Annotated in this window: 16 protein-coding genes; 13 read left to right on the top strand and 3 right to left on the bottom strand. The window is 23.0% G+C overall.

What is annotated here, in order from left to right; translation table 11 throughout:
• Positions 1 to 832: 832 nt before the first annotated feature.
• The gene (locus tag ACNSOS_RS00005) at positions 833 to 1,039 is read right to left on the bottom strand and encodes a hypothetical protein (protein WP_113894867.1); all 207 of its coding nucleotides are present in this window, start codon (positions 1,037 to 1,039) and stop codon (positions 833 to 835) included.
• A gap of 60 nt (positions 1,040 to 1,099) precedes the next feature.
• On the opposite strand from ACNSOS_RS00005, the gene ACNSOS_RS00010 reads away from it, so the two are divergent.
• Positions 1,100 to 2,224, top strand: a complete 1,125-nt coding sequence (locus tag ACNSOS_RS00010) for a GIY-YIG nuclease family protein (RefSeq protein ID WP_418185432.1) — start codon at positions 1,100 to 1,102, stop codon at positions 2,222 to 2,224.
• Here the strand turns inward: ACNSOS_RS00010 and ACNSOS_RS00015 are convergent.
• Positions 2,206 to 2,697: a DUF4065 domain-containing protein gene (locus ACNSOS_RS00015; RefSeq protein WP_418185433.1), complete on the bottom strand. Its 492-nt coding sequence runs from the start codon at positions 2,695 to 2,697 to the stop codon at positions 2,206 to 2,208. The two genes, ACNSOS_RS00010 and ACNSOS_RS00015, sit on opposite strands and share 19 nt — an antisense overlap.
• Positions 2,698 to 2,706: 9 nt before the next feature.
• Positions 2,707 to 3,177, bottom strand: a complete 471-nt coding sequence (locus ACNSOS_RS00020; RefSeq protein ID WP_418185434.1) for a J domain-containing protein — start codon at positions 3,175 to 3,177, stop codon at positions 2,707 to 2,709.
• A gap of 76 nt (positions 3,178 to 3,253) precedes the next feature.
• Between ACNSOS_RS00020 and ACNSOS_RS00025 the strand changes: the two genes are divergently transcribed.
• The 12 genes from ACNSOS_RS00025 (at position 3,254) to ACNSOS_RS00080 (ending at position 12,205) form a co-directional block, all read left to right on the top strand.
• Positions 3,254 to 3,520 carry a DnaJ domain-containing protein gene (locus ACNSOS_RS00025; protein WP_113894875.1) on the top strand — a complete coding sequence of 89 codons (267 nt, stop codon included), beginning with the start codon at positions 3,254 to 3,256 and terminating at the stop codon, positions 3,518 to 3,520.
• 8 nt (positions 3,521 to 3,528) lie between these two features.
• Entirely contained in the window at positions 3,529 to 4,611 is a 1,083-nt protein-coding gene (locus ACNSOS_RS00030) for a glycoside hydrolase family 3 N-terminal domain-containing protein (RefSeq protein WP_418185435.1), read from the top strand.
• Positions 4,612 to 4,627: 16 nt separating this feature from the next.
• The gene (locus tag ACNSOS_RS00035) at positions 4,628 to 5,062 is read left to right on the top strand and encodes a hypothetical protein (protein WP_418185436.1); all 435 of its coding nucleotides are present in this window, start codon (positions 4,628 to 4,630) and stop codon (positions 5,060 to 5,062) included.
• Between the two features lie 9 nt (positions 5,063 to 5,071).
• Positions 5,072 to 6,100: a GNAT family N-acetyltransferase gene (locus ACNSOS_RS00040; protein ID WP_418185437.1), complete on the top strand. Its 1,029-nt coding sequence runs from the start codon at positions 5,072 to 5,074 to the stop codon at positions 6,098 to 6,100.
• The gene (locus tag ACNSOS_RS00045; protein ID WP_418185438.1) at positions 6,091 to 6,615 is read left to right on the top strand and encodes a GNAT family N-acetyltransferase; all 525 of its coding nucleotides are present in this window, start codon (positions 6,091 to 6,093) and stop codon (positions 6,613 to 6,615) included. The genes ACNSOS_RS00040 and ACNSOS_RS00045 overlap by 10 nt, the downstream gene beginning before the upstream one ends.
• Before the next feature lie 24 nt (positions 6,616 to 6,639).
• Entirely contained in the window at positions 6,640 to 7,164 is a 525-nt protein-coding gene (locus ACNSOS_RS00050) for a phosphoglycerate mutase family protein (RefSeq protein ID WP_418185439.1), read from the top strand.
• Between the two features lie 17 nt (positions 7,165 to 7,181).
• Positions 7,182 to 7,424 (top strand): helix-hairpin-helix domain-containing protein, encoded by a 243-nt coding sequence (locus tag ACNSOS_RS00055; protein ID WP_418185440.1) that lies wholly within the window; start codon positions 7,182 to 7,184, stop codon positions 7,422 to 7,424.
• Positions 7,425 to 7,491: 67 nt separating this feature from the next.
• Entirely contained in the window at positions 7,492 to 8,544 is a 1,053-nt protein-coding gene (locus tag ACNSOS_RS00060; RefSeq protein ID WP_418185441.1) for a nucleoid-associated protein, read from the top strand.
• 14 nt (positions 8,545 to 8,558) lie between these two features.
• On the top strand, positions 8,559 to 10,679 hold the full coding sequence (locus ACNSOS_RS00065; protein WP_418185442.1) for a hypothetical protein: 2,121 nt from the start codon (positions 8,559 to 8,561) through the stop codon (positions 10,677 to 10,679).
• A gap of 132 nt (positions 10,680 to 10,811) precedes the next feature.
• Complete coding sequence (locus tag ACNSOS_RS00070; protein ID WP_418185443.1) at positions 10,812 to 11,366, top strand: hypothetical protein; 555 nt, start codon at positions 10,812 to 10,814, stop codon at positions 11,364 to 11,366.
• Positions 11,367 to 11,385: 19 nt separating this feature from the next.
• Positions 11,386 to 11,799 (top strand): VOC family protein, encoded by a 414-nt coding sequence (locus ACNSOS_RS00075; protein WP_418185444.1) that lies wholly within the window; start codon positions 11,386 to 11,388, stop codon positions 11,797 to 11,799.
• Positions 11,800 to 11,923: 124 nt separating this feature from the next.
• Positions 11,924 to 12,205 (top strand): ATP-binding cassette domain-containing protein, encoded by a 282-nt coding sequence (locus ACNSOS_RS00080; protein WP_418185445.1) that lies wholly within the window; start codon positions 11,924 to 11,926, stop codon positions 12,203 to 12,205.
• The last annotated feature ends 14 nt before the right edge of the window (positions 12,206 to 12,219 follow it).

Below are 12,219 nucleotides of genomic sequence, written 5' to 3' on the forward strand. Positions count from 1 at the left end.
ACTAATATTTAATCTTTGACATAAATCACCTTGTTCAAATTCACTTAAAACAGATATTGTTTCATCTATTAGTTTTCTATCTTCTTCTATTCCTGCTTTTGTTTTTATAATATTCTCATTTACTACTTTTGCCATCTGTCCAAATTCATCTTTTGAACTATCTTCTAAAAGTTTTGTTGTATTTGATTCTCTATTTAAGTATGCAAAAAACCCCAATAATCCTTCTTTAAAGTTATTTATTGATCTTATTATTGAGTTTGATATTAACATTGATATTATTACAAATGTTATTATTGAAAATATAGCAAGAATTACTAAATCTATATTAAGTGTTTCATAAGCTTCCTCTCTTAGTTCTACGGCACTTGTATTTATTTCAATAAGTTTATTTTCTAATTCTAAACCTATATTTACCATTTCAGATATTCTATTTTGTATCTCTAATGATTCTTCTAAATTGCCAACCTTAAAGTTTTCTAATCGTTCTTGTGATAAATCATCAAAAAACTTCATATAATTATTTGATAATTTTAAGACTTCTTCACTTAACTGAATATTTTTTTTATCTACTAAAATAGATTTTAGTTTTATAACATCTTCATCCAACTTTTTAAAGTTATTAACAACATTTTGTATATTATTTTCGCTAGGTGTTTTTAAAAACTGATAAACAGAAATTCTACCTTTTAAATTTTGCTGTATAAATTCTTCTGTTGATATTGCAACATTATTTCTTGCATTTGCTATAGAACTAAAGTAGTTATACACAAATCCTGAAAATATAACTATTAATATAAATAGTATTGGAAACAAAAATAGTTTCCCTCTTGTGTTAAATTTTCCTAACATCTTTTTTATCCTTCATCATTTTTTTTTCTATTCTTATTCTTACATCATGAACTTTTTCAATGCTATCTTTATAAAACATTTTTTTGGATATATCATCGAAATTATATTTATGTATTGAATACTCTTTTTCAAGACATTCTAGTAATTTGATAGTTAGGTTATAAATTTCTAAAGTTTCTTTATTTTCCATATTCCCCACCTTGAGTTTGTTTAAATCTTATCTTATCTTATCTTTCAATTAATGAACCATTTGAATTTAGTAAATATTTTATGTCAAAATATATATTTAGATATAATACAAATTATGAGAAATATTTCGTTTTATATAATAATAAATAAGCTATACAATATAAGTCTTTTTAAATATATCAAATATTTAAAAGAAGAAGTTTTAAATACACAATGGTTTAAAAAAGCGTGTAAAGAGAAAAAGATAGTTGTTAAATATCTATCAAAAGATTATTTTACAAATTTATCATCAAATATATATTTGAAATATGATAATAACAAAAGTTTTTTTTATAAACTATTTTTATTAAAATTTGAATACAAGAATAAATTAGAAGATAATAATCACTTAAAACTATTAAATATAAATATAGTAAATGAAAGTAGATTTTATGTTATAAATTATTTATTAAATTTACAAAAAGGTTTTTTAGATACAAATCACTTTTTTAATATGAAAATAATATGTAAAGAAGAATTTATAAATAATTATAAAAAAATATATAATAGATATTTAGATAAATCTATATTGTCAAGGATTCTGACTAATACATATTTTTTATTCAATAAATCTATTCATAAAATAAGTCATTTAATACCTAAAAATAGATTTATATATTCAATTTATATAAAAGACATAATAAATAATAATTTTGGTGTACTAAAAAGTGATAATGATATAGCTAATATTTTATATGAAAAATATGGTATCAAATTAACAAGAAGAGTTGTATGTGATATAAGAAATCAATACCTGATTCCAAAAATTAGAGAAATAGATGTATTACAAATCTCAAAATTTTTTTCAAGTAAAAAGGTATTAAATAAAAAAAATATATCTTTATTGTCAAATAACATTCAAGGAGTTTATGAAATATCATCAAATAAAGATATTATGTATCCATTTTTAAAAAATAAGGTAATTTACATTGGGTCATCAAAAAATTTAAAAAAAAGACTTAAAACTTATACTACAAAATATGTACATATAGAAGAGATTAAAAATATATTAGAAAAAGGTGATGTTTTATATTTTAGATTTTTTAAAAGTTTTGAATATAGAGATTTTGAAAGAAAAATTATAAATCATTTTATATATTTTTATGGAGATTTACCAAAATTAAATACTCAAAGAATTATTTCTTGATTTTGGCAAATTCTTACTTTATCTATTGAAAAACAATCATTTGATATATTTCTAACACTAGTATCTTTATATAAATTAACTATTTTATGTATAGATCTTAACTCATCTTTTGAGAATATTCCTTCATCAAAATCCTCATCTAATTTTGCAAATCTTAACTCTTTAAAATTGTCTTTTTCTACTATCTCAATATCTAAAAAATCCATAAGTTCTTGTATAAAATATACTCTATCATCATCTTCTTCTAAAATTTCTTCATTTAAAATGATTTCAAAAAGTTCACTTAGAACCAAAGCTTTTACACCTCTTTTATCTTTTATAAATATTTCATTTATGATTTTAGAGTTACAAAAATTAAAATGATTGTATTCCATAAAAAATAGCATAAGTTCTATTTTTTTATTATTTAAAGCTTTTGTTTGTTTGTGTAACATATATAAAATAATATTTGCAACTTTTGTCATATCTATCATATAAAATCCTTAATTTCCATAAGTTTGTACTAGAATATCTCTATATTCATTTAGTTTTTTCATCTTTTCATCATCTCCACCATTCAAATCAGGATGGTATTGCTTTGCTAACTCTTTATATCTTTTTTTTACTTCTTCTTTTGTAGGATTTGTAGTAAACCCAAAAAACTCTTTTGCTTCATCTAATTTTGAACTTTGTGTATAAAAATTCCCTTGAAAATTACTATTATTGAAGCTATTATAGTCAAAATTTTTAAATTCATTGAAGTTAAAACCTTGGTTTGAAAAAGATGAACTATCAAATCTAAATTGATATTGTTGAGCTTTTTTTAGTAATTGTTTTTTTATATAGTAAATCAATAGTGCAATTACCAATATAATTCCACCTATAATCATCAAAAATGTTCCAAAATTTGTAAATATTAAGTATAAAATTCCAAAAAATATTGCTAGTCTTATAACAGAAGCTAAAAAATCCATAAAAATTGCCTTTAAATAAATTTGGGTATTATACAAAAAGAAAATTAATTGAATATTTATGAAATAAAGGATTTTTGTGGATTATAGTGAGTTTGAAAAAGCTGTTGATATGTTTGGTATTTTGACAAGAATGTCAAAAAAAGATTTGAAAAGTAAATATTTGAAATTATCAAAAAAATATCATCCAGATATGAGTGATGGAAGTCATGAAAAATTTACAGAACTAAAAAAGAGTTATGATTTGCTTTGTGAGTATATGGATAATTATAGCTACTCTTTTGAAATAGAAGAGTTTAAACATCAATTCCCATCATTTACAAGCTATAAAAATTGGGTTAAATAGGAGAAAAAATGAGAATTTTTATATTATTGATATTGTTTGTAATGTCAAGTTTTGCACAAGGTTATTCAAAATCTGATATTGAAAGAATGATAGCAAAAATGGTTATTTTAGGATTTAATGGTGAAAATGTAAGTAAAAATAGTCAGATTTACAAAGATATTGAAGCTGGACTAGGTGGAGTTATATTGTTTGATAAAGATCCAAATGATAAGAATAAAGTTAAAAATATACGAAATAAAGAACAACTAAAGAAACTAAATCAAGATTTACAAGCTATATCAAAACAGAAGTTACTTATATCTATTGACCAAGAAGGTGGAGTAGTACAGCGACTTAAAACAGATATGGGATTTGTAAATACTTTAAAAGCTAGTGAAATTGCACAAAAAGGCGAACAATTTGCTAAAAATAGTTATCAAGCAATGGCAAAAGATTTAAAAGATGTTGGTATAAATGTTGATTTTGCACCTGTTGTTGATTTGGCTTTAAATAAAGATAATAAAGTTATTGTTACACGTGGAAGAAGCTTTGGAGAAAGTTCAAGTGAAGTTACAAAATATGCTTCTATTTTTGTAGATGAATTAAAAAAACAAAATGTAATTTCAGTATTAAAACATTTTCCTGGACATGGTTCATCTTTGGCTGATTCACACTTAGGTTTTGTTGATATTACAAAAACGTGGAATAAAAAAGAGCTTGAACCATATAAATATTTTATTAACAATAAGAAAGTAGATATGATAATGACAGCTCATGTTTTTAACGAAAACTTAGATAAAAATTATCCTGCAACTTTGTCATACAATGTAAATACAAAACTTTTAAGAGAACAATTAAAATATGATGGGGTTTTGATAACTGATGATTTACAAATGAGTGCTATAAGCAAACATTATGACTTAAAAACTACTTTGAGATTGTCTATAAATAGTGGTGTGAATTTGCTACTTTTTGCAAATCAACTAGCAAAACCAGTAACTTTAAAAGAGATTGTCGATACTGTTTATAGTGAAATTTTGAGTGAAAATATAAGTTTAGAAAAAATTATAGAGTCAAATAAAAAAATTGATAAATTATTAAATAATATATAAAATACAAGGAAATAAAATGTTTAAAAATGAGATAGAAACATCTATAAAAATAAATTCAAAATCAAATAAAATATGGCAAGAGCTTATAAATTTTGAAGAATATAAAAATTGGAATCCATCTATTATAGATGTTAGTGGAGAATTGGGTGAAAATAAGACTCTAAAAATTGTAGTAAAAATAGATGAAAAAACTATGATTTTTAAACCAACTATTTTAAAATGTGAAGAAAAAAAAGAATTAAGATGGCTTGGAAAACTATTATTTAGTGGAATATTTGATGGTGAACACTATTTTTTAATAAAAGAAAACAGTGATGGAACTTGCACTTTTATTCAAGGTGAAAAGTTTTGTGGAGTTTTAATACCATTTTTTGCAAAAACTATTTTAAATACAAAAAAAGGCTTTGAAGCTATGAATCAAGAATTAAAAAAAAGAGTTGAAAGAGTTTGAAAGTTTAAAATGAAAGAGTTTTTGGAAGAAACACAAATAATTGACTTTAATAACAAAGAAGTTTTTAATCTTGCAAAAGAATTATCAAAAGATTGTAAAACTGATGAAGAAATAGCAAAAAACTGTTTTTTGTATGTAAGAGATAATATCCATCATAGTGGTGATTTTAAAGATGAAATTACAACTTACAAAGCAAGTGATGTTTTGAAATACAAAACTGGTTGGTGTTATGCAAAATCTCATCTTTTGGCTGCACTTTTAAGAGTAAATGGTATTCCAACAGGATTTTGTTATCAAAGATTATCTTGTAATGAATATAAAAAAGATATTTATTGTTTACATGGATTAAATGCAATTTATTTAAAAGAATTTGGTTGGTATAAAATTGATGCAAGAGGAAATAAAAAAGGTGTAAATGCGCAGTTTACTCCACCTTTGGAACAACTTGCTTTTAAACTAAAAAAAGATGAGTTTGATTTACCAAATATTTATTCAAAACCTTTAGATGTTGTAATTGAAGCTTTGAAAAAAAATAAAACTTATGATGAAATGATAGATGTTTTTCCTGATATTTCATTTTTAATAGTTGATTATTATAAAAAATATTTAAAACAAATAGTTGAGTTATTTACAAATACAGTTCATCATATAAATAAAAAAGATTACACAAAAGAGCAGTTAAATTCTTGGGCAAATCTAAAATATGATTTAGAAATTTGGGAAAAAAGATTTGAAAAATCAAAACCATATATTTGCATTTTAGAAGATCAAGTTGTTGGATTTTGTGAGTATTATGATGGATATATTGATTGTTTTTATGTACATTATGAATATCAAAATTGTGGTGTTGGGAAACTACTTTTAAATCATGTATTTAAAATAGTAAAAGAAGAAAATATAGATAAAATCAAAGTAGATGTAAGTATCACTGCAAAACCATTTTTTGAGAAATTTGGATTTAAAGAAGTTAGAAAAAATTTAGTGCTAAAAGAAAATGTTGAGCTAGTAAATTTTAGTATGGAGTTAAAATGGAAATAAAAACAGAAAGATTAACTATAAGAACTCTTCAAAATAGCGATTTGAATGATATTTTTGATATTTATAAAGATGAAGAAACTTGTAAATATTTACTTCATAATGCTTGGAATGAAAATAATAAAAATGAAGAATTCAAAGAAAAATTATCAAAACAAAGCCTAGAAAAAGATTCTGCTATAAATTTAGCTTGTACTTTAGATGATGTTGTAATTGGTGAGATAAATATTTGGAAACTTGATATGAAAGATAGTATTGAAATAGGATATGCTTTCAGTCCTAAATATAGTAACAAAGGTTATGCAACAGAAACTTTAAAAACTATTGTAAAATATCTATTTAAAAACAAAAATATTCATAGAATACAGGCAAATATGGATGCCAGAAATTTAGTATCTGCAAAAATTTGTGAAAAAATAGGAATGCGAAGAGAAGCTTATTTTATAAAAGATTTTTGGAATAAAAATGAGTGGACAGATAGTTTTATATATGGAATGCTAATTTCTGATTTAAAATAAACTGGTAAATGTATAAAAAAATATATGAAAACTATTTATATAATTCGGCATTTCAAAGTAAAAGATATTACAAATAAAAGATTAAATTCAAACGAATTTGCACATTGGATAGAAAAGTATGATAACTTTGATTTAGAATATTTAAACCTAAATCTACCAAAATTTGATAAAATTTATGTTAGTTCACAAAATAGGGCTATTAAAACAGCAAATTATTTAAATCTTGATTATGAAATAAGTGATTTGTTAGTTGAAGTTGAAGCTTTTGCTTTTACAAAAACAAAACTAAGATTTTCAAAATCTTTTTGGTTAGTTATATCAAGAATACTTTGGTTTTTTAACTTTACTAAAAATGAAACCAAAAAAGATACAAAAAATAGAGTAATGAAATTTGTATCTAAAATAGAAAATGAAAAGAATGAAACTATTTTAATAGTATCACATGGATTGTATTTAAAAGTATTGATTGGACTGTTAAAAAAGTTGGATTATAAGTGCAATGATGATTTTAATATAAGAAATGGAAAATTATACAAGTTATATAAATGATTTTTAAAGGATAAAATATGGCATTTTCAAAAGAAGAAAAAGAAGAACTTTTAAAAGTAAAGTTTGTAGGTGAAACTGTAATAAAAAGATTTGAGCAAATAGGAATTGACTCTTTAGAAAAGCTTTCAAATAGTAGTGTAGAAGAGATAACAGATATAGTTTCAGATATTTTAGGAAGTTCTTGCTGGAAAAACTCTCCACAAGCAAAAAAAGCTGTTTCTAATGCTATTCTTTTTGCGAAAAAACAAGAAATAAGATAATTATATTTAATATATGTAAATTTTGATAGAATAAATTTAAAACAAATAAAAGAGAAGGAAATCATATATGGACTTTTCAGAAGCTAAAATTAATTATTTAATTATTCACGAAATAGGAAATAAATTAAGAGATGAAAAGCTTTTTTTATCATCTGAATTACAAGACTTAGATGATAATTTAGAAATGATATTATTAAATTATTTTCTTAAACCTTTTATGGTAAATCAGGAGTTATTTAGTTTTTTTCATAATACTAATTTGAACTTAAATGAAGTTTATTCTTATTCAAGCAAATTTTTTAATGATAAAAATGCTGATATATTTATTAAAAATTCAAAAAATATTGCTTTACATCTTTATGAGTATACATTACATCCTAAGATTACAAGAGGTGAATTAATTATTACAGAAATTACAGATGTAAAATATAATGATGAAATAATTAATTTAATAGGTATCTTTAAATCAGAGAATAAAGATTCTTTTCTAAAAGTAATGAAAAATAATAATAAGATTAATCTATCAAGTGATAAAGGTATTAATATTTCAAAAATAGAAAAAGGTTGTTTAATTTTAAATAGTGATATTAATAATGGTTTGAGAGTTTTAAATATTGATAATACTAGTCAATCTACAGAATATTGGACAAATAAGTTTTTAAATATAAGACCTATAAAAAACTCTAGTCACAAAACAAAAGAGTTAATGAAAATATGTAAAGCTTTTTCTAATGAAGTATTATCATCAAAATATGACAATGAAGTAGAGTTTTCTTTTAATAATGACTATATAAATTATTTTGAAGATAATGAGTCTTACGAAATAAATAAGTTTGCAGAAACTATATTTAAAAATGATGACATAAAAAATGAGTTTTTTAGTTTTCATGAAAGGAATAAAGAGTCTTTTGATATAGATTTATTAGATTCTTTTAGTGTATCTCAATCAGATGTTAAAAAAGAAAAAAACAAAATAAAGAACATAATTAAACTTGATACAAATATGGAATTAAAAGTATTACTTAATAAAGAAGATGGAACTAAGAATATTGAAAAAGGATTTGATAAAGAGAAAGGAATGTCTTATTATAAGATATATTTTAATGAAGAAATAAATTAAAAAGGAGTTGATAAATGGGTGAAACATCAAAAAGTTTTGGAGAATTAGGTGAAGAAATAGTTGATAAGTTATTAGATTTAGTTGGTTGGAAAAGTACTCCTATTAATGAAACATTGCCGTGTATTTATTCCAAAAAACATAAACGTCAAAGTGCTAAAGGTGATAGGACAACTCATGGGGAAGATAGTTTTTACATTTACAAGTCACCATTTTTTACGGGACAACTTAACCACATATTGATTTCATCAAAGTACACAGACAAAGCTTATCCTGATGAAAATTCAGCAACGTTAAATACAGATTTTTCTAAACATTTTAAAGATTTAGCCGAAACAATGGAATGTTATAGCCGTTCGACATTAAAAAATGAAAACTCTCAGTTTTTTTCAGGTATTGATTATGAAAGAATATATGGAGTTTTATTTTGGACTTCAGGAGATGAAAATACTTTTCAAAAGTCAATATTCCCAAAACTTAATTCAACATACATACAAGATTTGAAATATAGTGCAATTTATTTAATAGATTCTGCCCGAAGTGCTTTTTTATACAAAACTGTACAAATAATTGAAAATAATTATGTTTCAAAAGGTTATAAACCAAGCTTTTATTATATAGATACTGGTAATAATCCTTCAGATAAAAATAAAAAATATAAGGATAACTTTTTACCATTAGAACTGTTGTTAAGTGATATTCAACTTTTACTTTTAGAAAATGAAAGTGAAAAAATATTAGCAATGATTGTCAAAGATAATTTTTCAATTGAATCATTAAACCGTATATTTGGTTTAGCTCATAATATAACAAAAGGGTTAGCAAAAATTAATATTCATTTTCCAGATTACTCTACAAATAAACATGGAAATGATGTAAAAAGAGTTAAAAGAGGATTTCAAAATTCAAATATAGTTGATAGTATAAATGTCTTTTCATATAATGATAATATATTAAGTTTAGCTAATGATGATACTAGCTTATCTTTGCCTTTAACTATAGCTGATGAAATTGAATTAACACATGAACAAATTTTACCGTATGGTAATGAACTTAGAGATTTATTAAGTCGTTCTGTAATATCAAAAACTGAAATGAATAATTTGTTAAAGGAAAAAGGTGTTTATATTTCAGAACCGTCAAAAGAAAATATTTTACCAATTTTATCATCTATTTTACTTAGTCCTAAAGAGTTTGATAGATTAAAAGAGAATCAAACAACAAGAGAAGATGGAGAAAAAAGAAGATCAAGTCCTCCTTTAAAATTAACTAATGAAGTAAAAGGTAAAACTTTAATTGAAATATTGCCTGAACTATTAAATTTAAATGATATTGCAAAAAAACAGTTTGCAAACTATGATTTTCATAATGCATCAATGAGTTTTGAAATGATTGATAATAATCCTAATAAAGTGCAAGCAAATTATAAAATTACAAAACATGAAACTAACAAAATATGGTTTCAAAGTAGAAATGAATACAAGGGTGGACTAATTTTAGAATTGGTTGAAGATAAAATTGAATTAAAATCTACAATGAAAGATACTTCTAGTGATACTAAGTCTATCAATAACTCTATAAAAAAAGCAATAATTAAAGATTTTAAGAATAAAAAGTTTGTTGATGAAAGTACTGTTGAGAAAAAAATATTGATTAGTGACTTTTCAAATCAAGAAAGAATAGATTTTATTTTAGCATTCACAACTACTGGTTCAATTGAAGTTAGTTTTCAAAATATTTCAAATATAGATATTGAGTTAGATGGTAAAGAAATTCTTCCTAATGATAATAAAATAAAATGGATGGAGAGTAGGGTAAAAAATTTAAGATTTGATGGTAAAAAAATTGAAGAAATAGAGTTAATAACTGAAATAAAAAATAGAAAGTATTTGATTTGTTGGGGTATTGTTGCTGAATATAATTTTGATTATAAGGGAAATGAAGGAAGTTGTAAAATTGATTTGTCATTTCAAAAAAATGGTGATAATGAATTTGAAATTCATATTCTTGAAAATACAATAAAATTTAAAATTGGAATGATGAGTAAGAAAGATTTAGGTAATTATATATTTGATTTATTAGATAAAATAAAACTAGAAAAATATGAATCTATTCTAAATACAAAGAATAATAAATAAAATGCCTCTAACCCTTGAGAATATAGCAATAACTGGAAGAACTTTTGAAGAGTATAGTTCTTTTTTTGATTTAAAACTTGAAGATTTAAAAGGAAAAAAGTTTTAGATTGTCCAAGTGGAGCAAGTTCTTTTGTGCAAACTTTAAAACAAAATGTCATTTTTGTAAAAGGTGTTGATATTATTTATGAATTTTCTAGAGATGAAATAGAAAAACAAGGAATAAAAACTTTAGAAAAAATCTATGAAAACACTTCTTGGATGGATGCATATAAAATGGATTTTTATAAAACAAAAGAAAATCATAAAAAGCATAGAGAAGATGCTTTAAAAGGTTTTTTAGAAGATTATAATTTGGATGATTATATCTATTGTGAACTTCCAAATTTACCTTTTAAAAATAAAGAGTTTGATTTGCTCTTATCTTCTCATTTGTTTTTTGTATATGATGATAGATTAGATTATGATTTTCATAAAAACTCTATTTTAGAGATGATAAGAGTTTCAAAAGAAGTTAGACTTTTTCCACTTGTAGATATGCAAAATAGTAAAGTTTTAGAAGAAAAAAACTTTTCACCATTTATCTATAAAATAATAGAAGAGTTATCAAAAGATTTTAAATGTGAGATTATAAAAACAGATTTTGAGTTTCAAGTAAAAGCAAACTATTATTTGAAAATATTTAAATAAAACAAAAGGAAATACAAAATTGAAATCAATAACATTAAATCTAGCCATTAAAGATATAAAAGAAACTATAAAGTATTATCAAGAAAACTTTGATTTTAAAGTACAAATGTTAGTTGATGAATCAAAAACTATTTTTGATACACAAATCAAAGAAGATTTAAACTATGTTTGGGCGATGATATATAAAGATAATGTTTCTTTAATGCTTCAAAGCATAGAAAGTTTGAAAGAAGATATAGGAAACTTTTTTGAAAATATTGGAGCTTCTTTGACTATGTATATTGAAGTTGAAGATGTAGATGAATTATATTTAAAAATAAAAGACAAAGTAACTATCTATAAAGAAATCGAAACTACTTGGTATGGTAAAAAAGAGTTTTATATAAAAGATATAAACGGGTATATTTTAGGATTTACAAGCAAAAATAGTTGAAAAAAACTATATAATAAATAAAATTTAAAAGGAAAAGACGATGAATACTCTATTTTAATTCAAGGATAAAATCTAAAAATTACAATTATCCTTGATACTCAAACGGCAAAAATCAAGGAATTCTATGCAACATTTACAAATAAACAATCTTACATTTAAATATCAAGATACAGATATTTTTACAAATTTCAATCTCAGTTTTGAACCTTTTTCTTGGAATTGTATAGTTGGAAATAATGGTTCAGGAAAAACAACACTTTTAAAACTTATTGCAAAAAAAATCAAACCAGAAAGTGGAAACATAGTTGGAAATGATTTGGTCTATTATTGCGAACAAAATCTTGATAAAACTCCTGATAGTTTTGAAGAGTTTATCTACACTTTCAATAGTAAAATTTTAGATTAAAAGAGTTATTACAT

It is taken from the genome of Aliarcobacter vitoriensis, assembly GCF_048320235.1.
GTDB lineage: Bacteria > Campylobacterota > Campylobacteria > Campylobacterales > Arcobacteraceae > Aliarcobacter > Aliarcobacter vitoriensis.